The sequence below is a fragment of the Mesorhizobium sp. YR577 genome (assembly GCF_900116595.1).
In the GTDB taxonomy this organism is placed as follows: domain Bacteria; phylum Pseudomonadota; class Alphaproteobacteria; order Rhizobiales; family Rhizobiaceae; genus Mesorhizobium_M.
On the sequence record NZ_FPBI01000011.1, the window covers coordinates 101976 to 126406 of the forward strand.

The window sequence follows — 24431 nt, forward strand, 5'->3', positions numbered from 1 at the left end:
GTTTTCTTAAACGACGCCGATCCTGAGAAGGTCGTGGAAATGGACGACGCCGACCGGGCGCTCGTCCTCGACAACCACCAGCGCGCTGATGTTGTTGTCATTGAGCACGGCAATGGCCGCACTTGCCAGCATCTGCGGCTTCACCGTTTTCGGCTTGCGGCTCATGATGTCGTCGACAGCCAACTGGCCAAGATTGCGGTGAAGGTTGCGGGCAAGGTCGCCGTCGGTGACGATGCCGGCAAGTCTGCCCTCGCCGTCGATGACGCAGACACAGCCGAACCGCTTCTTGGACAGCTCGATAATCGCCTCGGACATGCTTGTGCCCGTAGGCACGGAAGGTATCTCGTCGCCTGAATGCATGATCTCGGCGACATGCATCAGATTGGCACCGAGTTGGCCGCCCGGATGAAAAGTACGGAAATGGTCGGCCGTGAAACCTCTCGCCTCGAGAAGCGCCACTGCAAGCGCATCGCCGATAACCAGTTGCAACAGCGTCGACGTCGTCGGTGCAAGCCCATGCGGGCAGGCTTCCGGCGCGCGCGGCAGATTCAGGACAACGGTCGATTCGCGGGCAAGGGCCGAATTCTCGCCTGCAGTCACCGCGATCAGGGGAATGCTGAAGCGCCGGGCGTAGGCAACGATGCCCTTCAATTCGGCGGTCTCGCCTGACCAGGACATGGCAAGTATGGCGTCGTCACGGGCAATCATGCCGAGATCGCCGTGATTGGCTTCGGAGGGATGGACAAAGAACGCCGGCGTTCCGGTCGAGGCCAATGTGGCCGCGATCTTGGAGCCGATATGCCCGCTCTTGCCGACGCCGGTCACGATAACTCGGCCACTGATGCCGGCCAGCAATTCGACGGCTTCGGCGAAAGGTTCCGCCAGGCCATTTTCCAGCGCTTCGGTCAGCGCCTCAACGCCTGCCCGTTCGGTGCTCACCGTCCGCATCGCCGAAGCGATCGACGCCTGCCTGTCCGGCTGTTTCTTCTTGAGAGATCCTGCGTGCATGGCTGATGCGATTAGCGCTTTGGCGTGCCGCTGTCCAATATTATCGACTCCAGCCCCTTCCGGGCAGCGCCTTCCTCAACCCTCCGTTAACCATCCCGATTTACGGTCCGGTAACGCTGATGTCTGCGTGCGATGGCGGTTTGGGGCTTCACAGCAGGTGATTATGTCTTGGGTTCGCCCAGAAAATAGAGGACGCCCGGAAGCGCGGGCGCTGCGGACCTTGCTTCTTACGGCAAGTGCCGCCACCCTTTTGTGCGCGTTCCAGGCTCATGCGCAGGACAGTGGCGGACTGCGCGGAGCGGTTGCCGAGACCGATGTTACCGGCTCCTTGCTGGGCAAAGGTCAGACCGGCAAGGCTCAGGCACAGAATGCCGCAAATCAGGCACCCACAGACCAGAACCCGCCGCCGCAATATGTTCCTGAAAGCACCGGCGCCGTCCCGGATGCCCCCGAAAACGCGGCTTCGCCCGATACCAGCCTGTTCGCTCTGCCGCCGAATGCCGACGACCCTTTTGCCGACGATCCGCCGCCGGCAAGCACGCGTCCCACCTCTGCGGCCAGAAAACGCACCGAAGATGCGCGCAATCGCAACAGTGCAACCACCACGCAGCCGAACGACGAAACAACTGCCAGCGGACAACCGGTCGAGGGCGTCGATGATGAAACGACCACCGGCACTGTGCGCACGCCGACCATCGATTCGGAACAAGTCCTCAAGCTCGACGAGGGCGCAGAGCGTGCCGAAGCGATCGAGGGCCTGAAGCGGCCCCGCGAGGACAATCCTTTTGCCGCCACCGGCATCCGCGCAGGTTCCTTCGTGCTTCGCCCGTCCCTGGAGCAGGGCATAACCGCCACCTCCAACGCCAGTGCGAGCAGCGGCGGTTCGTCCGGCGTGCTTTCGGAAACCACGCTACGCCTTAACGCCGTATCCGACTGGAGCCGTCATTCGGCGACGATCGACGCTTACGGTATCCTGCGGAGGACACTCTCCGGCGAAGAGATCAAGGAGACGCAAGCAGGTATCGACGCAAAGCTTGATCTCGAACTCGGCAACGAGCTTCGCGGGCGCGTCGAGGCCGGCTATCTGCGCCGGCCGGAATCGGGCTCCTCCCCGGTCGCGATCGAAGGCACCCTGTCCCAGCCGATCCGGCAGACGTTCAACGGCAGCCTCGGCCTCGAAAAGGATGTGGGCAAGGCCCGCTTCGGCATCACCGGCAGGGTCGAGCATGACATGTATGGCGACGCGGAACTCTCCACCGGCGGCACCATCTCTCAGAAGGACCGCGACTCGACGCTGGCAACGCTGACGCTTCGCGGCGGCTACGAAATCTCACCAGCGCTGACGCCCTTCCTGGAAGCGGAAGTCGGCCGTCGCTTCTACGACGAGAAGATCGATGCGAGCGGATATGAGCGCTCATCCAACCGGCTCGGCGCGCGCGCGGGCGTTGAACTCGATCTCGGCGAAAAGCTGTCGGGTGAATTTTCCGCCGGCTGGATTCGCGAAGGCTTCGACGACGATCGCCTGGATGCGATAGGCGGGCCGACCGTCAACGCCAATCTTGCCTGGTCGCCGGAGCGCGGCACGATGGTCAACCTCGCCGCCTCGACCGAGGTGGAGGGATCGACGACGGCCGGCGAAAGCGGCTCGGTACTCCATTCCGCGCGGCTGTCGGTCGAGCGCGAAATCCGCGCCAATCTAACGGCCAATGCTGCGGTCGGCGCCGGATACCGCGACTATTCGGGATCGGACGGGCACGACGTCATATTCAATGCGGAAGCCGGTGCGACCTGGTGGCTGAACCGCTATGCCGGCCTGACCGGCCGGCTGCGCCATGAACAGTTGAAGAGCAATCTGGAAGGCCGCGACTATCAGGCCAACAGCGTGTTCGTCGGCCTGAAAGTCCAGAGATAGGCCAATCAACCGCTACTCGATGGGCTTCAGCTCCTTGAGCATGGTTTCCAGCATCGCCGAGATATTTTTGTGCATGTCTGGCCGCCACAGCGAAAACGCCACATTGGCCTCGATGAAGCCTTCGGGCGAACCGCAGTCGAAGGTCCTGCCCTTATAGTGCGAGCCGTAGAACGGTTGCTGCTTTTCCAGTTTCAGCATCGCATCGGTAAGCTGGATTTCGTTGCCTGCCCCGCGCTCCTGTCCTTCCAGGATTCCGAAAATCTCGGGCTGCAGGATGTAACGGCCATTGATGTAGAGATTGGACGGCGCCGTTCCGGCCTTCGGCTTTTCCACCATGCCGGTGATCTCGAACCCGTTACGCACCTCGTTCCCGCGCCCGACGATGCCATATTTATGCGCCTCGGCTGGGTCGCATTCCTGCACCGCGACGATATTGCCGCCGGTCTCGTTGTAGAGTTCGACCATCTGCTTGAGGCAGCTCTGATCCGTTTGCATGATCATGTCCGGCAGAAGCACCGCAAAGGGTTCGTTGCCGACGAGATCGCGCGCGCACCATACCGCATGGCCAAGCCCGAGCGGCACCTGCTGGCGCGTGAAGCTCGTCTGCCCGGGCGCCGGCTGGAGGCGCTGAAGACGCGCAAGCTGGTCGTCCTTGCCGCGTTGGGCAAGCGTGTCATACAGCTCGAACTGGACGTCGAAATGATCCTCGATGACAGCCTTGTTGCGGCCGGTCACGAAGATGAAATGTTCGATGCCGGCCTCGCGCGCCTCATCCACCACATACTGGATGACCGGCTTGTCGACGACCGTCAGCATTTCCTTGGGAATGGATTTTGTTGCGGGAAGAAAGCGCGTGCCGAGACCGGCGACCGGAAATACTGCTTTGCGAACCTGTTTCATATTGACACTTATCCACCCCAACGGCCTGTCGACAATCACGGAGTGCGACATTTTCACGCCGAAATTGAAAAATATTGAATTGACCACCCGCTTTTGCGCTTTCGCGGGCTCTTTGGCGTGCGAATTTCGCTATGGTAAACTGATTGATAACCGCGTTCGGCGATGAATGAGTCTTCCGATGATGGACAAGGAGGAAAATATGCTCGTTCGCAAGACCGCAATTCGCCTTGCAAGCGCCGCGGCAGCCGCCGGTCTGTCGCTCGCTCTTATGTTTTCGGCGACTCCGGCTTCGGCCGACGCCGGCTTTCAGCGCTGGGTTTCGAGCTTCCGCAACACCGCCGCGCAAAGCGGCATTTCCGGCACGACTTTCGATCGCGCCTTCCGCAATGTGAAGGACATCGATCCGGAAGTGCTGCAGAAGGCGCGCTTCCAGCCCGAATTCACCGCGTCGGTATGGGATTACTTCGACAACCGGGTGCATGAGCAATCGGTGGCTGTCGGGCGCGAAATGGCCCGCAAATGGAAGCCGTGGCTCGACCGCATCGAGGCGAAATACGGCGTCGACCGTCACATACTGCTCGCCATCTGGTCGATGGAATCCAACTACGGCGAAATCCTCAAGCGCGACGATGTCATGCGCAATGTCGTACGTTCGCTGGCGACGCTTGCCTATGCCGACGAACGCCGGGCAAAATTCGCGCGCACGCAGCTGATCGCTGCGCTGAAAATCCTGCAGAGCGGCGATATCGACGAAAGCCACCTGACCGGTTCGTGGGCCGGCGCCATGGGTCACACCCAGTTCATTCCGACCAGCTATCAGGCCTATGCCGTCGACATGGATGGCAACGGCAAGCGCGACATCTGGAATTCCGTACCTGACGCACTGGCGACCGCCGCCAACCTGCTGCGCAAGAATGGCTGGCAGAGCGGTAAGACCTGGGGCTACGAGGTCAGCCTGCCGGATGGCCGCAAGTTTCCCGGTGGCTCCAAGTCGCTGTCGCAATGGCAGTCGCTCGGCGTCACCCGCGCAAGCGGCAAGCCGTTCCGCAGCGGCTCCGACAAGGCGGAGCTGAAAGTGCCGGATGGCCGTGGCGGACCGGCTTTCCTGATGACCAAGAACTTCTTCGTCATCAAGCGCTACAACAATGCCGACAAATATGCGCTCGCCGTAGGCCTGCTTGCCGACGAGATCGCCGGTTATGGCGGCCTCGTGCAGGATTGGAGCCGCCCCTTCACCAAGCTCAGCTTCGAGGAGAAGCAGGAACTTCAGCAACGCCTGTCCGCCTATGGCTATTACGAAGGCAAGTTCGACGGCAAGATCGGTGAAGGATCGCGTGCGGCCATCAAGGCATACCAGGCCAAGGCCGGCTTGACGCAGGACGGCCATCCGAGCATGGAAGTGCTCAAGACGTTGAGGAAACGCTAGGAGCAAGGCCTTTGCCAGGCAAGGAACGCACCGCATTTCCGGTCCGGATTACGGCGTTCCTTGTTGCGCTTGCGGTCCTGACGACCGGTCTTTGGTTGGCCTTGCCGGCTTCGCCTGCCTTCGCGCAGGAACCGGTCTACCGGCCATGGTCGTTGCGCGACCTGTTTTTCCCGCGCAGGGAGCCACGCCTGGCGCCACCGGAAGACATACCCGGTGGCAGGCCCAAGGCGCGCGTGCGCAAGACGGCACCAAAGGCGCGCGCCGTCGCACGTAAGCCGGCAGAGCCGGAAATTCCCGTCGTCGACAAGGCGCCCGATGCAAAGGTCGTGCTCGTCATTGGTGACTTTCTCGGCAGCGGCCTCGCCGACGGTCTTGGTATCGTATACGCAGACAACCCCAAGGTCCGTATTGTAGACAGGTCGAAAGGCTCGTCCGGCTTCGTGCGCGAGGACTATTTCGACTGGCCCAAGGAAATCGGCGCGCTGATCGAAACCGAAAAGCCCGCCGCGATCGCCGTCATGATGGGTTCCAACGACCGTCAGCAGATGCGAGTCGGCGATACGCGCGAAACTCTGGGAACAGACAACTGGAACAAGGAATATGCCAAGCGCACAGAAGCCTTGGCCAAGGCGATCACACTAGGCAAGGTGCCGTTCGTCTGGGTCGGCGTACCGGCTTTCAGGTCTTCCAAGATGACCTCCGACATGCTGGCCTTCAACGATATTTACCGCGCGGCGAGCGAGGGGGCCAAGGCCGAGTTCGTCGATGTCTGGGACGGCTTCGTCGATGAGAACGGCGCATTCATAACGACCGGTCCCGACGTCAGCGGCCAGCCGGTCCGCCTGCGTTCCGACGACGGCATCAATCTCACCCAGGCGGGAAAGCGCAAGCTGGCATTCTACGCGGAAAAACCTCTGAGCAAGATCCTCGGTCTCACCGCAGCACCGGGTGCGGCGGCCGGCGTGCCGGCATTGCCGGCCCTGACCCCGGAGGCCCAGAAGGCTGCACCCGTCGACCGCACGGTGCCGATCTCGCTCAACGATCCCGAACTGGACGGCGGCACCGAGCTGCTCGGCGCAAATGTCGGGAAAGCATCGCCGCGCTCCCCCGGCGAAAAACTGGCGATCGACGGCATCGCGCCCGAAGCCAAGCCCGGCCGCGCCGACGATTTTTCCTGGCCGCCCAGGCCGGCCGAACCGGCAACGGCAGCTGCGCCGGACACGACAGCGACCGTCAGGCGCTGATCAGCCCCTACCCCGGAGGCCACGCAAAGTCAGGACCGGTTCTGAAGAACGACACGTTGTTGGTGAAAATGCTGGTCGGCGCAAGCCTGATCATGCGCCCGTCCGGATGCTCGATCTGGGCCACGTTGTCGATGAACCATTCATTCCACCCTGCTTCGGGGCCGAGATATTTGTGAAGCAGCCGCATGAAGCGGTCCGGCGACATCGGCTCAACGGTGGCGACACCGCGCAGCCCAAGATGCAGCAGAATGCCTGCCTCATTGTCGAAGTGAACGATTTCCACCGCGCAGCGGGGGTCTCTTTCCAGATGCTTGACCGCGCTTCCATCAGATGACCCGAGAAGCCAGATCGCACTGTTCTCCCAGACGAACCATACCGGCGCGTTGCGCGGTGCGCCGTCCTCGGTAACGGTCGCCAAATTCGCCATCAACGGGCGACTTAGAACATCCTCTGGATCGAACTCCTGCATCCTCAAACTGTATCAGCAGATTGAGTAATTTTCACGTGGCAGTCTTGGACAAAGCCGGCAGCTGCCATGCTTAGGCAAAAGAAAAGGCGCCACGCAGGCGCCTTTTCACGAGATTTCCTCGAAGCTGCCTACCGCGGCAAGACACTCGAACCCATCAGCGCCTCGTCGATGGCGCGGGCGGCCTGGCGGCCTTCGCGGATGGCCCAGACCACCAGCGACTGGCCGCGGCGAATGTCGCCGGCCGCGTAGAGCTTGTCGACGCTCGTCCGGTAGTCGCGGTCATTGGCATCGACATTGGTCGAGCGGCGGCTATCGACGCCAATCTTCAGCTGTCCGTCCAGCTCCTTGACCACGCCACCAGCCATCGGACCGGCAAAGCCGATGGCGATGAAGGCCAAATCGGCGCGGATCACGAACTCCGTGCCGGCGATCGGCTTGCGCTTCTCATCGACCTCGCAGCACTTCACGCCGGTCAGCTGGCCGTCCTCGCCGATGAACTCGAGCGTCGCCACCTGGAACTCGCGCTCGGCACCCTCGGCCTGCGAAGAAGAGGTACGCATCTTGGTTGCCCAATAAGGCCAGACGGCAAGCTTGTTTTCCTTCTCCGGCGGCTGCGGGCGGATGTCGAGCTGGGTCACGCGCACAGCGCCCTGCCGGAATGCAGTGCCGACGCAATCGGACGCCGTATCACCGCCGCCAACAACGACAACGTGCAGGCCACCGGCAACGATGGCCTCCGATTTCCAGGCGACCGATTGAATGTCTTCGCGCGCCACCCGCTTGTTCTGCTGGACGAGGTAAGGCATCGCATCATGCACGCCTTCGAGATCGTCGCCTGGAATGTTGGCCGGGCGCGGCGTCTCTGAGCCGCCGCAATAGAGCACGGCGTCGTATTCGGCGAGCAGTTCCGAAACGGGCTTGTCGACACCGACATTGACGCCGCAATGGAAGATCACGCCCTCGCCCTGCATCTGCTCGACGCGGCGGTCGATATAGTGCTTTTCCATCTTGAAGTCGGGAATGCCGAAGCGCATCAGGCCGCCCGGCTTGCTCTCGCGCTCATAGACATGAACGTCATGCCCGACGCGGCCAAGCTGCTGGGCAGCGGCCATGCCGGCCGGACCGGAGCCGATAATCGCGACGCTTTTGCCGCTCTTCTTCTCCGCCGGATAGGGGCGAATGTGGCCAAGCTCATAAGCCTTGTCGGCGATCGCCTGCTCGACCGTCTTGATGGCGACCGGAATGTCTTCCAGATTTAGCGTGCAGGCTTCCTCGCAAGGCGCGGGGCAGATGCGGCCGGTGAATTCCGGGAAATTGTTGGTCGAATGCAGGTTGCGGATCGCATTGTCCCAATCGCCATTATAGACGAGGTCGTTCCAGTCCGGGATCTGGTTGTGGATCGGACAGCCGGTCGGACCGTGGCAGAACGGCACGCCGCAATCCATGCAGCGCGCGGCCTGTTTTTCGACTTCCTTGTCCGACATCGGCAGCGTGAACTCACGGAAATGCCGGATGCGGTCGGAGGCCGGCTGGTACTTGTGCACCTGCCGGTCGATCTCAAGAAATCCTGTTACCTTGCCCATTGCAAAAACTTTCGTCGATCAGGCCCTGCGAAAAATCACAGGCAAAAATTGTTGGCTCTTCTCTTGAAGCAGGTTGGCTCAGCCGTCCAGCCCGGACCTTCGGTCGGCCCGTTTCTGTCCGGACGGCTGACGCGGCCTATTCGGCCGCGACGCCCATCCTCATGCGCTCCATTTCGATCAGCGCGCGGCGGTACTCGACCGGCATGACTTTCCGGAATTTCGGCCGGTAGTTCGCCCAGTCGTCGAGAATAGCCTTGCCGCGTGTCGAACCGGTGAAATGCACATGGTTCGAGATGAGCTGATAGAGCCGCTCCTCGTCATGGCTGGTCATGTCGCCGGATACGTCGACGCGGCCCTTGTGGTCGAGGTCGCCGCCATGGTGAAGAAGTTTCTCCATCAGGTCGTCCTCTTCCGGAACCGGCTCCAGCTCGACCATCGCCATGTTGCAGCGCTCGGCGAAATCGCCGGCCTCGTCGAGCACATAGGCGACACCGCCCGACATGCCGGCGGCGAAGTTGCGCCCGGTCTGGCCGATGACGACGACGACACCACCGGTCATGTATTCACAGCCATGGTCACCAACGCCTTCGACAACGGTGACGGCACCCGAGTTGCGCACGGCGAAACGCTCGCCGGCGACGCCGCGGAAGTAGCATTCGCCCTCGGTCGCGCCGTAAAGCACGGTGTTGCCGACGATGATCGAATCCTCGGCGACGATCTTCGCATTCTCCGGCGGGCGGATGACGATGCGTCCGCCCGAGAGACCCTTGCCGACATAGTCGTTGCCGTCGCCAATCAGCTCGAACGAGATGCCACGCGCCAGGAACGCCCCGAAGGACTGGCCTGCCGTGCCGGTGAGCTTCACCGAGATCGTGTCGTCGCGCAGGCCCTTGTGCTTGAACCGCTTGACGACTTCGCCCGAAAGCATGGCGCCGGCCGAACGGTCGACGTTGCGGATCTCGGTCTCGATGGTGACGGCCTGACGCGATTCGAGCGCCGGCTTGGCCTGCTCGATCAACTTGCGGTCGAGAACGTCATCGATCGGATGCTTCTGACGCTCGGTCCAGTGCGTGGCTTCGGCCGGAGCGTCGGGCTTGTGGAACATGCGGGCGAAATCGAGCCCGCGCGCCTTCCAATGTTCGATCATCGCCCGCTTTTCCAGAAGATCGGTATCGCCGATGATCTGGTCGATATGGGTGTAGCCCATGGCTGCGAGCAGCTCGCGCACCTCTTCCGCGACATAGAAGAAGTAGTTGATGATGTGCTCGGGCGTGCCCTTGAAGCGCTTGCGCAGAACCGGGTCCTGCGTGGCGACGCCGACCGGGCAGGTGTTGAGATGGCACTTGCGCATCATGATGCAGCCGGCGGCAATCAGCGGCGCGGTCGAGAAGCCGAACTCGTCGGCCCCCAGCAATGCGCCGATGATGACGTCGCGGCCCGTGCGCAAGCCACCGTCGACCTGCAGGGCGACGCGCGAGCGCAACCCGTTCAGCACCAGCGTCTGGTGCGTCTCGGCAAGGCCCATTTCCCACGGGCTGCCTGCATGCTTCAGCGAGGTCAGCGGCGAAGCGCCGGTGCCGCCATCATAGCCGGAGATGGTGATGTGGTCGGCGCGCGCCTTGGCAACGCCGGCGGCAACCGTGCCGACACCGACTTCCGAGACGAGCTTGACCGACACGTCGGCCGCCGGATTGACGTTCTTCAGGTCGTAGATGAGCTGTGCCAGATCCTCGATCGAATAGATATCATGATGCGGCGGCGGCGAAATCAGGCCGACACCCGGCGTCGAGTGACGGGTCTTGGCGATCGTCGCGTCGACCTTGTGGCCGGGAAGCTGGCCGCCCTCGCCGGGCTTTGCACCCTGCGCGACCTTGATCTGCATCATGTCGGAGTTGACGAGGTATTCGGTGGTGACGCCGAACCGGCCGGAAGCAACCTGCTTGATCGCCGAACGCTCGGGGTTCGCGCCACCGCCGGGCAGCGGCAGGTAGCGGTCCGGCTCTTCGCCGCCCTCGCCGGTGTTCGACTTGCCGCCGATCCGGTTCATGGCGACGGCCAGCGTCGTATGCGCCTCGCGGCTGATCGAGCCGAAGGACATCGCCCCGGTCGAGAAGCGCTTGACGATATCGGCCGCCGGCATCACGTCGTCGAGCGAAACCGGCTTGCGGCCAGTGTCTTCCGCCAGCCTGATCTTGAACAGCCCGCGAATGCCCTGCGCGCGTGCCGTCTCGCTGTCGATCTGCGCGGAGAACTCCTTGAAGGTTTCCCACGAGCCCTTGCGCACGGCGTGCTGAAGGCTGGCCACCGCATCCGGCGACCAGATATGGGCTTCGCCGCGCATGCGGTACATATATTCGCCACCCACTTCGAGCGCATTGCGCAGCACCGGGTCGTCGCCGAAGGCATCGGCGTGGCGGCTGACCGTCTCGGTCGCGACTTCGTCCAGCCCGACGCCCTCGATGAGGGTAGCGGTGCCGGTGAAATACTGTTCCACGAAGTCCGACTTCAGTCCGATGGCATCGAAAATCTGCGCGCCGCAATAGGACTGATAGGTCGAGATGCCCATCTTGGACATGACCTTGAGGATGCCCTTGCCGATCGACTTGATATAGCGCGACACGACCTCGGAAGCGTCCACTTCCGCCGGCATGTCGCCACGCTTGTGCATGTCGAGCAGCGTATCGAAAGCAAGGTACGGGTTGATCGCCTCGGCACCGTAACCGGCCAGGCAGCAGAAGTGATGCACTTCGCGCGGCTCGCCCGATTCTACGACAAGGCCGACAGAGGTGCGCAGACCCTTGCGGATAAGGTGGTGGTGCACGGCCGCCGTCGCCAGCAGCGCCGGTATGGCGATGCGGTCCGGCCCGACCTGACGGTCGGACAGGATGATGATGTTGTAGCCGCCGGCGACTGCCGCCTCGGCACGCTCGCACAGCCGCTCGATGGCGCCCTGCATGCCGGCGGCATCCTCGGCGGAGCCATAGGTGATGTCGATCGTCTTGGTGTCGAAGCGATCCTCGGTGTGGCCGATGGAGCGGATCTTTTCCAGGTCGCCATTGGTCAGGATCGGCTGGCGCACTTCCAGCCGCTTCTTGCGCGACGAACCGACGAGATCGAAGATGTTCGGCCGCGGCCCGATGAAGGAGACGAGGCTCATCACCAGTTCTTCACGGATCGGGTCGATCGGCGGGTTGGTGACCTGTGCGAAGTTCTGCTTGAAATAGGTGTAGAGCAGCTTCGACTTGTCCGACATCGCCGAGATCGGCGTATCGGTGCCCATCGATCCAACGGCTTCCTGACCGGTCGTCGCCATCGGCGACATCAGCAGCTTGGTGTCTTCCTGCGTGTAGCCGAAGGACTGCTGGCGATCGAGCAGCGAAACATCCTTGCGCAGCGCGCGCGGCTCGACCGGCTTCAGCTCTTCGAGGATCAGCTGGGTGTTGTGCAGCCAGGTCTTGTAGGGATGCTTGGTCGCGATCTCGGACTTGATTTCCTCGTCCGAGATGATCCGGCCCTTTTCAAGGTCGATCAGCAGCATCTTGCCGGGCTGCAGGCGCCACTTCTTGACGATCTTCTCTTCCGGCACGGTGAACGCACCAGCTTCCGACGCCAGGATGACCCGGTCATCGTCGGTCACGACATAGCGTGCCGGACGCAGACCGTTGCGGTCCAGCGTCGCGCCAATCTGGCGGCCATCGGTGAAGGCAACGGCAGCGGGGCCGTCCCACGGCTCCATCAGGGCAGCGTGATACTCGTAGAAAGCCTTGCGGTCGGCATCCATCAGCTTGTTGCCGGCCCAAGCTTCCGGGATCAGCATCATCATCGCGTGCGCCAGCTTGTAGCCACCCTGGAACAGGAACTCGAGCGCGTTGTCGAAGCAGGCGGTGTCCGACTGGCCTTCATAGGAGATCGGCCACAGCTTCGAGATGTTGTTGCCGAACAGCTCGCTGTCGACCGACGCCTGGCGCGCCGCCATCCAGTTGTTGTTGCCGCGCACCGTGTTGATCTCACCATTGTGCGCGACCATGCGATAGGGATGCGCCAGCTTCCACGACGGGAAGGTGTTGGTCGAGAAACGCTGGTGGACAAGAACCAGCGCCGTCTCGAAACGCGGATCGGCAAGGTCCTTGTAATAGGCGCCGACCTGATAGGCGAGGAACATGCCCTTGTAGACGATGGTGCGCGCCGACAGCGATACGCAATAGGCGCCGATATCCTTGTTGTCGTTCTCGGCATAGATGCGGCCGGAAATGACCTTGCGCAGCAGATAGAGCCGCGCTTCATACTCCTCGTCGTCTTCGATATCAGGCGTGCGCCCGATGAAGACCTGGCAGTGATACGGTTCGGCTGCGGCAATATCCGGCGCCTTGGAAAGTGAGGAATTGTCGACCGGCACGTCGCGGAAACCGATCAGCGGCAAACCTTCGGACTGCGCCGACTCGCGGATGACATCATAGATATGCGCGCGCAGCTCGGCGTCCTGCGGCATGAACCAGTGGCCGACGCCATACTGTCCCGGTGCCGGCAGCTCGATGTCCTGCTTGGCCATTTCTTCGCGGAAGAAACGATCCGGAATCTGCACCAGCAGGCCGGCGCCATCGCCCATCAGCGGGTCTGCGCCCACCGCACCGCGATGCGTCAGGTTTTCGAGCATGAACAGCCCGTCCTTGACGATCTGATGCGACTTCACGCCCTTCATGTTGGCGATGAAGCCGACGCCGCAGGCGTCGTGCTCGTTGCGCGGATCGTAGAGTCCCTGCGCGGCCATGCCATTGGGAGTTCGCAAGGGCGCGCGTTTGACGGCAACGGCTTTCGTCTGCGCGGGCGCCTGGAATTGCGTCGTCACAGATGTCGTCATGTCCGTCATCGTCCTTCCCTTCCGTTTCCAGCCCTTTCGGGCGTCTCTCCATTGTCTGGCAGCCGTAGCGGCACATCCATCAAATCGCCTGCACGTCTTGTCGAATTTCCGCGGAAAAGCATACTGCCCGGGCGGTATACAGTCCTTGGGGTGCGCGAGTCACTGCCACTTTCGCGGCATTCCCGGCACCGGTCGCAGTGATAGCCGGACAGGCGTCGATCATACGCCAAATCCGGCACGCATTGCGCAGATAAAATAAGACAGCACTACTGTCCTAATTTTCTTATTGCAGAATTTTTCGAACCGCACAAGACGGATTCACAAAAAAACGGCGCAAACCGCGAAAGAATCTTTCAACGGCCCGCAATCCTGCGAAACTTTCAGCCGTTTCGCTCTCCTGGTCAATTTTTGGGCTGCAACGGATTTTTCCGGTCTGGCCCTTGATGCCAGGCACCAAAACCGGTCAAGGTCCGCGCACTTTCAATGCTATCCTGCGGAACCGAAACATGTTTTTTGCCTCAGACAATTGGGCCGGCGCCCATCCCAAGATCGCCGCCTCGCTTTCAACGCACGCGTCCGGTTTCAGCACCGCCTATGGTGACGGCGATCTCGACCGCGCCGTCTACGAAAAATTCAGCGAAATTTTCGAGCGCGAAGTCGCTGTCTTCTTCGTCGCCACCGGAACGGCAGCGAATTCGCTGTCACTGGCTGCCTACAACCGCCCCGGCGGCGTCTCCTTCTGCCATCGCGAAGCGCATGTAATGGAAGATGAATGCGGCGCGCCCGAGTATTTTTCCGGCGGCGCCCGCCTGCGCGCCGTCGATGGGCCGCTCGGACGAATGAACCCCGGCAATCTTGAAAAGGCGATTTCGCATTTCGAACCGGAATTCGTCCATGCCGGCCAGCCCATCGCCGTGTCGATCACGCAAGCCACCGAAGTCGGCACCGTGTACAGCCTGGCCGAAATCGATGCGATCTCGGCCGTCGCCAAGAAGCGCAACCTGCCGCTTCACATGGACGGCGCACGCTTCGCCAACGCGCTGGCATCGCTTGAGACGACGCCCGCCGAGATGACCTGGAAGCGTGGCGTCGATATCGTTTCCTTCGGCGGCACCAAGAATGGCTGCTGGTGTGCCGAAGCGGTGGTGCTGTTCGACACCGGCAAGGCCCGCGAGTTCGGCTTCCTGCGCAAGCGCGCCGCCCAGCTTTTTTCAAAGTCGCGCTTCATCGCTGCCCAGTTCGATGCCTATTTCACGGACGATCTCTGGCTCGAAACGGCCCGTCACTCCAACGCCATGGCCGCGCGTCTGGGCAAGGTCATCGAAGCGTCCAGCAAGGCCCGTCTCGGCTGGCAGCCACAGGCCAACGAGGTTTTCGCAATCATGAGCAAGGACACGATGAAAGCGGCGACGGATGCGGGTGCCGTGTTTTTTCCCTGGAACGCGCCGCACGGCTTTGCCGAGCGAATCGACGAGAACGAAACGCTCTGCCGCTTCGTCACCAGCTTTGCGACAACGGCTGACGATGTCGATCGATTCGGCGATTTGATCGCATAGCTAAGCTGAACAAAAAAGCGGCGCCCGAAGGCGCCGCTTTTCGCTCGGGAGGAGCGTACTGAATTAGTTTGTCTTGGCTTCGATCTGCTTGGCGGATTTGTCCGAAGGGGCCGAAATCGCAATCTTGCGCGGCTTGAGCTCTTCGGGAATGGTCCGCTTGAGATCGATGTGCAGCAGGCCGTTCTTCAGATTGGCGCCGGTGACATCGACATGGTCGGCAAGCTGGAAGCGGCGCTCGAAAGCGCGCGAGGCAATGCCGCGATAAAGCAGTTCGGAGCCTTCGCCGGTGCCCTCGTCCTTGCGCTCACCCTTGATGCTCAAGACGTTGCGATGGGCTTCGATGGCGATATCGCTATCGGAAAAACCCGCTACCGCCATGGAGATGCGATAGGAATCCTCGCCGGTCCGTTCAATGTTGTAGGGCGGATAGGTCTGCGCGCCTTCCGGCTGGGCAAGGGAATCGAGCATCGTGAAAAGTCGGTCGAAGCCGACGGTAGAGCGATAGAGCGGGGAAAAATCAACATGACGCATGGTTCTGTTCTCCAGTTGAGCAACATTGTTCGCGTGTGACCTGCCTTACCCATGATGGCGTTTCGGCGTGATCAGCGGCCCCATTCATTGGCGACCGCAAGAAGTCATTTGGGTGCCCCCTCCAGCCATTTCAAGGGTTTTTCCAACGCGAAAAATCCACGTTGATGAACGCAGGATGAACCGGTGCTTCGGTTAGCGTTCAGAAGCGCCCTGCTAGATTGGCCTCAATGTGAAAGTTAGCGGTGCGTATCCTGCCGCGACGGGGCCGAGCCGGGTGTAACGTCCCTTCCACTCGGATCGACAAAGGCCGGAAGTCAGTGAAAGCTGCTTCCGGCCTTGCTTCTTTACGACCGCCTGCGGTCTAAATTTGTTTGCATTTCATCGCTACGCTTTTATCAGTTTCAGGGCCGGCCTTCGGCGCGAATGAGAACAAGCCGAAGATGACGGACTATTTCTACGACATCCCCGGAAACCCGAAGCCTGAAAGGGCGACCTCCGGCTACATCACCGCCTTCGACCAGAAAAAGCTGCGCTATGCGCTTTTCCCGGCAACCTCGCGTCCGCTCAAGGGCACGGTCATAATCCTGCCCGGCCGCAACGAGTGCATCGAGAAATACTTCGAAACGGCCCGCGACCTTGCAGCACGCGGCCTGGGGTCGGCGAGCCTGGACTGGCGCGGTCAGGGTGCTTCCGACCGGCTGATCCGCGATGCAGGCCGCGGCCATGTCCGCGGCTTCCTCGACTACACCCGCGATCTCGAACAGTTCTTTGCCGAGATCGTGCTGCCCGATTGCCGCGGCCCCTACTACATCCTTGCCCATTCGATGGGCGCGCTGATCGCGCTTCTGGGCACGCCGGCGATGGTCAACCGCGTCCGGCGAATGGTGCTGATCGCCCCGTTTTTCGCCTTGCACAAGTCACCGCTGTCGATGCCCGCGATCAGGCGCATGGGCAACGCGCTTTATTACAGCGGCCTCGGCAAATTGTATGTCTCGGGTGGACGTCAGGGCCAGGTCGAACCCTTCGCCACAAACAAGCTTACGACCGATCCTGCCCGCTACCGGCGCAATTGCCTGCTCTACGAGACTTATCCGCATCTGGGCCTCGGCGGCCCCACCGTCGCCTGGATTCGCGCGGCGGCCGAAGCCAGTGCGATCGTGCAGAGCCCGGAATTCATGGCAAAGGTCCAGATCCCGACGCTCTTCATCGTCGCCGGCGCCGACGAAGTCGTTTCGAACCGCGCGATCGAGGACTATTCCAGACGCCTGCGCGTCGGCTCGCTGCTGACCATCGACGGCGCCCGCCACGAAATTCTTCAGGAAGCCGATATCTACCGCGAACAGTTCCTCGCCGCCTTCGACGCCTTCATTCCCGGCAGTGACGCGCCGGTGATCTAGAGCATGATCCCGAAAAGTTGCAGACTTTTCGGATAAGATAATGCTTAAAAATCAATACTCTAGAGCGGGATAGCTATTCAACGAGTAGTCATCTCGCTCTAGCGCCGATCAGCCGTTGAGAATTTCCATCGCCGCCGCATGAAGCTCCGGCGTGGCCGACGCCAGTATGTCGCCACCCTTTTCCGCCGGTCCCCCGCTGAAGGTGGTGACCACGCCGCCCGCCTTCTCGATGATCGGAATCAGCGCGACGATGTCATAAGGCTGCAGGCCGGGATCGGCGACGATATCAGCATTGCCGGAGGCCACCATGGCAAAGGCGTAGCAGTCGGTGCCGTAGCGGGCGAGCCGGACCTGGCTTTCCAGCTGGTCGTAGAGCTTGCGTTTTTCACCCTTGAACAGCGCCGGCGTGGTGGTGAACAGCGTTGCGTCGGCCAGTGACGTCGTCTTGCGGGTCGAGAGTTTTCGCGAACCTCCCGGACCTTCGTAATGCGAGCCCGACGCGTTGGCGTAGTACAATTCGCCGGTGAAAGGCTGGGACATCAACCCGGCGACCGAGTCGCCGTCGACGGTCAGTCCGACCAGAGTCCCCCACACCGGAAGGCCGGAAATATAGGCCCGCGTGCCGTCGATAGGATCAATCACCCAGACGTGACTGCTCGAAGCGTTCTCGATGCCGTGTTCCTCGCCGAGAATGCCGTGGTCCGGAAATTCGGCGTTGATCAGCGCGCGAATGGCGCGCTCGGCCTCGCGATCGGCCTCGGTCACCGGATCGAACCCGCCGGAAAGCTTATTGGAAACAGCACCTTGCTGGCGGAAGCGCGGCAATGTCTCGGCCGCTGCGGCTTCCGCGATACGCCGCATGAACTGAACGGTGACGGGCAATCGTATCTCCCCGATGTTGCGTGAATGGCACAGGTGTTTCCGAACGGGGAATTGCCACATCACTCTGAATTAAAAAAGCATAAAGTCGCTTGACATTTGTGCAGCGCACAATAACTTTGTTCACAGACGGGTTCGCCTGTCTATGCCCTCCTTGGGCGTTTCCTCCCTAGACTTCGACCGCGTTGTGCGAACAGCGCGGTTTTTTTTGAGAGGCCGCCGCAGGCGTTCGAAATTATTCGGCGGCAAGCGGCAGATCGCCGATATCACTGTCCGGGATGGCCATCAGGTCGGCGCAGAACCGCGTCAGGTCGTCGGCCAGCGCATCGAAGCCCGAAGACTTCTGGAACGTCCTTTCATTCATATAGAGGCCGCGGTTGATCTCGATCTGCAGGGCGTGAAGATTGCGCGCCGGGCGACCGTAATGTTCGGTAATAAAGCCGCCGGCATAGGGCTTGTTGTGGGCGACCGTATAGCCCATGGCGATCAGCAGCCCGATGGCATTTTCAGTCAGCGCCCGCGAAGCCGAGACGCCGAACCGGTCGCCGATGATGAAATCCGGCCGCATGCCGTTTTCACCGATGCGGATGCTGGCCGGCATCGAATGGCAGTCAATCAGAACGCCGAAACCGAAGCGCGCATGCGTGCCGGTCACCAGCCGCTTCAGCATCGCGTGATAAGGCTTGTACACCGCCTCGATGCGCGCGAGCGCCTCGGCGAGCGGCAGGCGGCTGGGATAGATGTCGAGCCCCTCGCCCACCAGCTTCGGCACGGTGCCGAGCCCGCCGGCGACGCGCGCCGAGCGGATGTTGGCAAACGACGGCACCGGCTCGACGAACATGCGCGGGTCGAGTTCCCAGGGCTCGCGATTCACGTCGAGATAGGCGCGCGGAAAATTGGCCGCCAGCAGCGGCGCGCCCAGCGCCACCGCCCCACCGAACAACTCGTCGACATAGCAATCTTCGGAGCGGCGGATGGCATTGCCGTCGAGCCGCGTCATGGCCAGGAAGCGCTCGGGATAGTGACGGCCGCTGTGGGGAGAGTTGAAGACGAACGGAACCCGCTGCTCGGCGCTGGTGCGAACCTCGAACGGTGCGACCACCGAGAAATCATCGGCCGCTGTCATGAACTCTGTCCAACCCGCAAAACCCACTGCATCATGATCATGAACGTGCCATCTGCCAGGCATTCTGTCCAGCGCCTCGCTGGTTGACGGTATGTCAGCATATGGCGATGGATATCGACATTCACTTGATGTTTACCCTCCAAGCTTCATATACAGAATGGTTAACGGGGCCGCATTATTGCGGTTTCCTGAAGTGATTCGGACGGGACACGATGGCACGCATTCTTCTGGCGGAAGACGACGACGATATGCGTCGATTTCTGGTTAAGGCGCTGGAGCGCGCCGGTTATGACGTCAGCGATTTCGACAACGGCGCCAGCGCCTATGAGCGGCTGCGCGAAGAGCCCTTTTCGCTCCTCCTGACCGACATCGTCATGCCGGAAATGGACGGCATCGAACTCGCCCGCCGTGCCACCGAGATCGACCCCGACCTCAAGGTCATGTTCATCACCGGCTTTGCCGCCGTTGCGCTGAACCCCGATTCCAAGGCGCCCAAGGACGCCAAGGTGCTTTCCAAGCCGTTCCATCTGCGCGATCTCGTCAACGAGGTCGAGAAAATGCTGCACGCCGCCTGAGCGGCTTTTTGGCCGCCGGGAAAGATAACTGTAAAAGGCTGATCTTTCCCAATTCCCACTATTGACGCGCCTGTCAATTGTGTGGTGTATGCGCGGCGTCGGATGGGCGTGTAGCTCAGCGGGAGAGCACTGCATTGACATTGCAGGGGTCACAGGTTCAATCCCTGTCACGCCCACCATCCTTTCAAATACTTGGCTGATTAAGCGTTCTGCGCCGGACGGATACCCTATGGGTGTTGTCGGGGGATCGGGCTTCGACGATCTTGCTGCGGCCGGCCAAGGTGCTGGGGACAGTTTACTTTTTGCCCCTTGCGCGAGATCGCAACTGCCGCGCCTTTCCGGGGCAGACAAGTAAACTGTCCGCAGTGCGTTCCGGTGCGTCCTTCGAGGCTCCCCTTCGACAAGCTCAGGATCGCACCTCAGGATGAGGGAGGTGGGTGCCTTGCGATCTTGTGATACTTCGAGGACGTGGGGATGGCGCACTACGGTCCTCTTCCTGAGATGCGAGCACATTTCGGAATGGAGCGCTTCTGCCGGCACACCCTCCCTCATCCTGAGGTGCGAGCGGTAGCGAGCCTCGAAGGACGCACCTGTTCATCGCCACGCCTGCTTTCGCATCTGGCTATTGTCAAAGAACTCCCTCTACGAGGGTGGGAAGCGGGGCGCTTGGCCGTGCCTTCCTAATGTAAATACGTGGCGCGACTTCCGCGCCCCGCTCGGTGTCTGTCCCGAAGTCGGTCGGTCACAACGCCCGCTCCATGTACATTCCATGGACAAGACGCCGCGGGTTCTCCGCATCCTGCGCGATCTGCCCTTGGTCCTTCCGCCACAGGTTTTCACCTGAAGCTTCCGGCCAGGGCATGCGGCCGCAGGATGCCGGCCTGTGTCGGGCCCTCGGGTTCCTGGCTACCACACCAGGGCGGGAGGTCACCGCCGCTCTCCCCGATCCCGGTTCCAGAACCCGGTCCCGCAAGAGCGATGGCAGGGATTATGCGCGAGGTGTCTTGGGGTGGGGAAAGATTGGGGGTGAAAAAATGTGTGGGGTGAGCGGAAACAATGGGTTGAGGGGAAAGTGAGCGAAAATCTTTCCCCCTAATTCGCGCGCTTCAGCTTCGGCAGTTCTGCACCGCAGCGGCTTTCGTGAACGTTCAGGCATGGATCCCTGGGTTCTTCGCATGCGCTGCGCTCATGCTCCGACCCGAGGATGACGAGAGGAAGGTGCCGGCAGATCGTCACCGTTTGCAATGAAGACGCGGCGCTGCAATGCACGGGCCAGCTTTTCGTATGCAACACCGTTCAGGACTTTTCCTGGACAAGCATACTGCTCCCCTCGGCTGCGAACTGCATGATGAGCAGTTATGAAGCCTGCGGACTTCGCAACGCCTGGCGTGAGTTAAGGCGACCCATCGCCCAGTTCGCCAATCGCTTCAGAAGAACCGCCTCTGATTTTCCAATGGGCAAGCGGTGGACGACAGTTCCTCTCAAATAGCCCGCTCTTTCGCCCCAGCTTTAAGTGGAGCAATATCCATCTCAAGCAGACCGATAAGAGACTCTGGCGAGTCTGACAAAGTTCCGACTGCATATGTTAGCGCTGGAGAGCATAAAATATGGCTTGGGTCTGGTACGGTAGACTGGACACTGCTTATCGACCCGCGGAAGTTGACGATGGGTCACCCGTCCACCCGGCACAGTTTAAATCATTTGAGCGCGCGCCCCTGACGTTGGGTACCCCTGCCTTTAAGATAAAGGCACCGCTGAAATCGGTAGAAAAGTTGCACTGTCCGCCAGTAGGTCTTCCTCCTGCAGTCGACGTGGTGTGGCAGCAGATAATTCTCAATTATGTTCCACAGGACCTCGTGCAGTTCATTCCGATAAGGATTAATTGCCGCGACGGTACTAGCGAGAGGTACTCCCTGGTACTTCCCTTAGCTCCGGTCCGATGCATCGATCCGGAGCGGTCGGACGTAACGAGCAAAATTGAACGCGAGGACACTACACTCATATTTGGGTGTGACTTTTACGTCCATCATCCCGATTGCTTGAATGGCAATCATTTGGCGCGTGATGAGCAGAAACCTTCACACATCGTTATTTCGAATGAATTGCGGGACGCGCTTGCCGCAACAGGGGAATCATCGATGTTCTACCAACCTGAGGATCTGCCCTTGCCCGGAGGCAGAATACTGCACTGATCAATTGTACGTAGAATGAGGTGGCGAACCTGCTGAACTAATGCAGCACCAGCACGTCCCCGGCGGAGAAGCTGATTTCCGTCTCTTCGCCGACGACCGGCGGCGGGCTCGTTGGGCTGTTGAAGGTGTCGAGCGAGACGGCGTTTTTGCCGACGCCGACGCGCACGCGAATGACCGATCCCAAAAAGCTGACATCGGAAATCTTGCCGCCGAGGCTGGAATCCCGGCCGGCCTGTTTTCCCAGCACGATGGCTTCGGGGCGCAGCGCGAGCGACAGCGTGTCGCCGGCCTTGGCGCCGTTCAGCGCGCCCTTCTTCAGCGTGATTTCGCGATCGTTGACGCGCACCGTCGCCGTTGCCGGGTTGGAAACGACGCCGTCGAGCACGTTCAGCGTGCCGACGAAATTGGCGACGAACTTCGTCGACGGGCGGTTGTAGATCTCGAAGGGCGTGCCGACCTGTTCGGCGCGGCCGTCATACATGACGACGATGCGGTCCGACATCGACAGCGCCTCTTCCTGGTCGTGCGTGACGAAGATGGTGGTGATGCCGAGCTTCTTCTGGATGGAACGGATTTCCTCGCGCAGCGAGACGCGCACCTTGGCGTCCAGCGCCGACAGCGGCTCGTCGAGCAGCAGGAGCTTGGGCTTGGGTGCCAGTGCGCGGGCGAGTGCGACGCGCTGCTGCTGGCCGCCGGAGAGCTGGTAGGGATAGCGTTCGCCGAAATCCGGCAGCTTGATGATGGCAAGCATTTCGGCGACGCGCGCGTCGGCTTCGACCTTGGGCATGCCGGCGACCTTGAGCCCGAAGGCGACATTCTGCGCCACGGTCAGGTTGGGGAACAGCGCATAGGCCTGGAACACCATGCCGATGTTGCGCTGGTTGGGCTTGAGGTTGGTGACATCCTTGCCGCCGATCATGATGCGGCCGGCGCTCGGCTCCTCGAAGCCCGCCACCATGCGCAGCATCGTCGTCTTGCCGCAGCCGGAGGGCCCGAGAAAGGAGATGAATTCGCCGCGGTCCACGTCGAGGTTGAAATCGGTCACCACCGTGGTCTGGCCGAAAGCCTTGCGGACACCCTGGATGCTGAGAAATGTTTCGGACATGTGCGTCGTTTTCTTTCAGCTCAATTCGGGTTGTTTGCCGACTTCGGCGCGAAGCGGGACAGGACCTGTATGACCGACATGCAGCCCCATGTGATGGCGAAGGCGATGACGGCGAGGGCTGCCGGCTCATAGGCCCGGTTCGCGCCAATGTTCTGCAGATACGGGCCGAAGGCAGGCCGGTTGAGCAGGCTTGCCATGGTAAACTCGCCGATGACGATTGCAAAGGTGAGGAACGCGCCCGATAGCACCGCGATCAGCACATTGGGCAGGATGATGCGGGCAATGATCGTCGTCCAGCCGGCGCCGTGAACCTGCGCGGCCTCGGTCAGCGTGCGCACGTCGATGGTCCGCAGGCCGGTGTCGACCGCGCGGTACATGTAGGGCAGCGCCAGCGTGGCATAGCCGATGATGAGCAGGAAGTCGGTGCCGCGCGTCGAACCGAGGAACGGTATCGGCGAGTTCGAGCCATACATGCGGATGTAGCCGAAGACGATGACGATGGCCGGGATGATCAGCGGCAGCAGCGTGATGAACTCGACCACGGGCCGAAGATGCGGCATGCGCAGCCTGATCCAGTAGGCGGTCGGCACCACCAGCACCACGCCGAGAATGATGGTGAAGCAGGCGATGATGACCGAATAGCCAAAGGTTTCCTGGAAACGGATATCGCCCAGAACGACCCTATAGGCGTCGAAGGAATATTCGCCGCGCCGCATGCGCAGCGAAAACTCCAGCGTCGCGATAAGCGGGATGAAGAAATAGGCGGCACCGACGATGAAGGTCGCCCACGCCCAGAAGCGGCTTACCTTCATTTGAGCCACCTCTCGCTGCGGGTTCGGAACCAGATGTAGAAGATGTTGGCGAGCCCGGTGATGAAGATCATGCCGAAGGCCAGCGCATAGCCGAGATGCGGATTGTGCAGCACGTCGCCGCGTATCTGCGCATAGAGCAGGATCGGCACGATGTTGAGCGACGAGCCGGTCAGCGCATAGGCGGTGGCGATGGCGCCAAACGCATTGGCGAAGAGCAGGATGACGGTGCCGAGGAAGCTCGGCCACAGCACGGGAATGGCGACCATGCGCCAATACTGGAACTGGGTGGCGCCAAGCGTGGAGGCAGCCTCGCCCCATTCCTTCTTCAGGCCGTCGATCGCCGGCGTGATGATGACCACCATCAGCGGGATCTGGAAGAACAGATAGGTCAGCGTCAGGCCCCAGAAGGACAGGATGTTGAAGCCGAGCGCGTAGATGTTGATGCCGAGCACGTCGCGCAGCAGGATCGTGACCAGGCCGAGCCGGCCGAGGGTGGCAAGGAAGGCGAAGGCCAGAGGTACGCCGGCAAAGTTCGATGCGACGCCCGAAAACGTCATGGTGGCGGAGCGCACCCAGCGCGGCAGACCGCCGCGCACGATGGCAATCGAAATGGCGATGCCGATCAGCGCGCCGAGGATGGCCGAAGCAAAGCTCACCTTGATGGAAATCCAGTAGGCGGCGAGGATCGACGGCTGGAACAGCGAAGCGATATTTTCGAAGGTGAATTGGCCCTGATCGTTCTGAAAGGCACCGACGACCAGATAGAAGGTCGGCAGGATCAGGAACATCAGCGCGAAGATAAAGAATGGCGCGACGCCCAGCCAGTGAAGCGGCAGCCGCATGCCGCGCGCCTGCGCG

General features: G+C 61.3%; 17 protein-coding genes and 1 tRNA gene. 7 read left to right on the forward strand and 11 right to left on the reverse strand.

What is annotated here, in order from left to right; translation table 11 throughout:
- Nucleotides 1-6: 6 nt before the first annotated feature.
- The gene (locus BM413_RS17450) at nt 7-1008 is read right to left on the reverse strand and encodes a KpsF/GutQ family sugar-phosphate isomerase (RefSeq protein ID WP_091915292.1); all 1002 of its coding nucleotides are present in this window, start codon (nt 1006-1008) and stop codon (nt 7-9) included.
- 220 nt (nt 1009-1228) lie between these two features.
- Here BM413_RS17450 and BM413_RS17455 point away from each other — a divergent pair, with 220 nt between their 5' ends.
- Complete coding sequence (locus BM413_RS17455) at nt 1229-2920, forward strand: outer membrane beta-barrel protein (RefSeq protein WP_348272909.1); 1692 nt, start codon at nt 1229-1231, stop codon at nt 2918-2920.
- Between the two features lie 12 nt (nt 2921-2932).
- Here BM413_RS17455 and galU read toward each other — a convergent pair whose 3' ends face one another.
- Nucleotides 2933-3820, reverse strand: a complete 888-nt coding sequence (gene galU / locus BM413_RS17460) for a UTP--glucose-1-phosphate uridylyltransferase GalU (RefSeq protein WP_091915553.1) — start codon at nt 3818-3820, stop codon at nt 2933-2935.
- Between the two features lie 199 nt (nt 3821-4019).
- Between galU and BM413_RS17465 the strand changes: the two genes are divergently transcribed.
- Together BM413_RS17465 and BM413_RS17470 are read left to right on the forward strand one after the other, a co-directional pair.
- On the forward strand, nt 4020-5246 hold the full coding sequence (locus tag BM413_RS17465) for a lytic murein transglycosylase (protein ID WP_091915555.1): 1227 nt from the start codon (nt 4020-4022) through the stop codon (nt 5244-5246).
- A gap of 11 nt (nt 5247-5257) precedes the next feature.
- A complete protein-coding gene (locus tag BM413_RS17470; protein WP_091915296.1) occupies nt 5258-6490 on the forward strand; it encodes an SGNH/GDSL hydrolase family protein in 1233 nt (410 codons plus the stop codon).
- A 7-nt stretch (nt 6491-6497) separates the two neighbouring features.
- Here BM413_RS17470 and BM413_RS17475 read toward each other — a convergent pair whose 3' ends face one another.
- The 3 genes from BM413_RS17475 to gltB form a co-directional block, all read right to left on the reverse strand.
- A complete protein-coding gene (locus BM413_RS17475; protein WP_091915298.1) occupies nt 6498-6959 on the reverse strand; it encodes a pyridoxamine 5'-phosphate oxidase family protein in 462 nt (153 codons plus the stop codon).
- Nucleotides 6960-7087: 128 nt separating this feature from the next.
- Nucleotides 7088-8542, reverse strand: coding sequence for a glutamate synthase subunit beta (locus tag BM413_RS17480; RefSeq protein WP_091915300.1), 1455 nt, complete (start codon nt 8540-8542; stop codon nt 7088-7090).
- Nucleotides 8543-8678: 136 nt separating this feature from the next.
- Nucleotides 8679-13409, reverse strand: a complete 4731-nt coding sequence (gene gltB, locus BM413_RS17485) for a glutamate synthase large subunit (RefSeq protein WP_091915302.1) — start codon at nt 13407-13409, stop codon at nt 8679-8681.
- Nucleotides 13410-13906: 497 nt separating this feature from the next.
- Here gltB and BM413_RS17490 point away from each other — a divergent pair, with 497 nt between their 5' ends.
- Nucleotides 13907-14956, forward strand: a complete 1050-nt coding sequence (locus BM413_RS17490) for a threonine aldolase family protein (protein ID WP_091915304.1) — start codon at nt 13907-13909, stop codon at nt 14954-14956.
- 63 nt (nt 14957-15019) lie between these two features.
- Here the strand turns inward: BM413_RS17490 and BM413_RS17495 are convergent, their stop codons facing one another.
- On the reverse strand, nt 15020-15487 hold the full coding sequence (locus tag BM413_RS17495; RefSeq protein ID WP_091915306.1) for an Hsp20 family protein: 468 nt from the start codon (nt 15485-15487) through the stop codon (nt 15020-15022).
- A 440-nt stretch (nt 15488-15927) separates the two neighbouring features.
- On the opposite strand from BM413_RS17495, the gene BM413_RS17500 reads away from it, so the two are divergent.
- Nucleotides 15928-16884 (forward strand): alpha/beta fold hydrolase, encoded by a 957-nt coding sequence (locus tag BM413_RS17500; protein ID WP_091915308.1) that lies wholly within the window; start codon nt 15928-15930, stop codon nt 16882-16884.
- 108 nt (nt 16885-16992) lie between these two features.
- Here the strand turns inward: BM413_RS17500 and hisN are convergent, their stop codons facing one another.
- Both hisN and BM413_RS17510 read right to left on the reverse strand, forming a co-directional pair.
- Nucleotides 16993-17766 (reverse strand): histidinol-phosphatase, encoded by a 774-nt coding sequence (gene hisN / locus BM413_RS17505; protein ID WP_091915310.1) that lies wholly within the window; start codon nt 17764-17766, stop codon nt 16993-16995.
- Nucleotides 17767-17998: 232 nt separating this feature from the next.
- Entirely contained in the window at nt 17999-18889 is an 891-nt protein-coding gene (locus BM413_RS17510; protein ID WP_162931566.1) for an N-formylglutamate amidohydrolase, read from the reverse strand.
- A gap of 212 nt (nt 18890-19101) precedes the next feature.
- Here BM413_RS17510 and BM413_RS17515 point away from each other — a divergent pair, with 212 nt between their 5' ends.
- Both BM413_RS17515 and BM413_RS17520 read left to right on the forward strand, forming a co-directional pair.
- Complete coding sequence (locus tag BM413_RS17515) at nt 19102-19464, forward strand: cell cycle two-component system response regulator CpdR (RefSeq protein ID WP_091915315.1); 363 nt, start codon at nt 19102-19104, stop codon at nt 19462-19464.
- Nucleotides 19465-19568: 104 nt separating this feature from the next.
- A tRNA-Val gene (locus BM413_RS17520) sits at nt 19569-19643 on the forward strand.
- A 2050-nt stretch (nt 19644-21693) separates the two neighbouring features.
- On the opposite strand, the gene BM413_RS17530 is transcribed toward BM413_RS17520, so the two are convergent.
- The 3 genes from BM413_RS17530 to BM413_RS17540 are packed head-to-tail and all read right to left on the reverse strand — an operon-like array spanning nt 21694 to nt 24415.
- A complete protein-coding gene (locus BM413_RS17530; protein WP_091915319.1) occupies nt 21694-22761 on the reverse strand; it encodes an ABC transporter ATP-binding protein in 1068 nt (355 codons plus the stop codon).
- Between the two features lie 20 nt (nt 22762-22781).
- Nucleotides 22782-23573: an ABC transporter permease gene (locus BM413_RS17535; RefSeq protein WP_091915321.1), complete on the reverse strand. Its 792-nt coding sequence runs from the start codon at nt 23571-23573 to the stop codon at nt 22782-22784.
- Nucleotides 23570-24415 (reverse strand): ABC transporter permease, encoded by an 846-nt coding sequence (locus BM413_RS17540; protein WP_175544354.1) that lies wholly within the window; start codon nt 24413-24415, stop codon nt 23570-23572. The genes BM413_RS17535 and BM413_RS17540 overlap by 4 nt, the downstream gene beginning before the upstream one ends.
- Nucleotides 24416-24431 lie beyond the last annotated feature (16 nt).

Coding starts and splice junctions, on each gene's coding strand:
- BM413_RS17450 (WP_091915292.1), bottom strand. CDS start 1,008: ATGCACGCAGGATCTCTCAAGAAGAAACAGCCGGACAGGCAGGCGTCG.
- galU (WP_091915553.1), bottom strand. CDS start 3,820: ATGAAACAGGTTCGCAAAGCAGTATTTCCGGTCGCCGGTCTCGGCACG.
- BM413_RS17465 (WP_091915555.1), top strand. CDS start 4,020: ATGCTCGTTCGCAAGACCGCAATTCGCCTTGCAAGCGCCGCGGCAGCC.
- BM413_RS17475 (WP_091915298.1), bottom strand. CDS start 6,959: ATGCAGGAGTTCGATCCAGAGGATGTTCTAAGTCGCCCGTTGATGGCG.
- BM413_RS17480 (WP_091915300.1), bottom strand. CDS start 8,542: ATGGGCAAGGTAACAGGATTTCTTGAGATCGACCGGCAGGTGCACAAG.
- gltB (WP_091915302.1), bottom strand. CDS start 13,409: ATGACGGACATGACGACATCTGTGACGACGCAATTCCAGGCGCCCGCG.
- BM413_RS17490 (WP_091915304.1), top strand. CDS start 13,907: ATGTTTTTTGCCTCAGACAATTGGGCCGGCGCCCATCCCAAGATCGCC.
- BM413_RS17495 (WP_091915306.1), bottom strand. CDS start 15,487: ATGCGTCATGTTGATTTTTCCCCGCTCTATCGCTCTACCGTCGGCTTC.
- BM413_RS17500 (WP_091915308.1), top strand. CDS start 15,928: ATGACGGACTATTTCTACGACATCCCCGGAAACCCGAAGCCTGAAAGG.
- BM413_RS17510 (WP_162931566.1), bottom strand. CDS start 18,889: ATGACAGCGGCCGATGATTTCTCGGTGGTCGCACCGTTCGAGGTTCGC.
- BM413_RS17515 (WP_091915315.1), top strand. CDS start 19,102: ATGGCACGCATTCTTCTGGCGGAAGACGACGACGATATGCGTCGATTT.
- BM413_RS17530 (WP_091915319.1), bottom strand. CDS start 22,761: ATGTCCGAAACATTTCTCAGCATCCAGGGTGTCCGCAAGGCTTTCGGC.
- BM413_RS17535 (WP_091915321.1), bottom strand. CDS start 23,573: ATGAAGGTAAGCCGCTTCTGGGCGTGGGCGACCTTCATCGTCGGTGCC.
- BM413_RS17540 (WP_175544354.1), bottom strand. CDS start 24,415: ATGCGGCTGCCGCTTCACTGGCTGGGCGTCGCGCCATTCTTTATCTTC.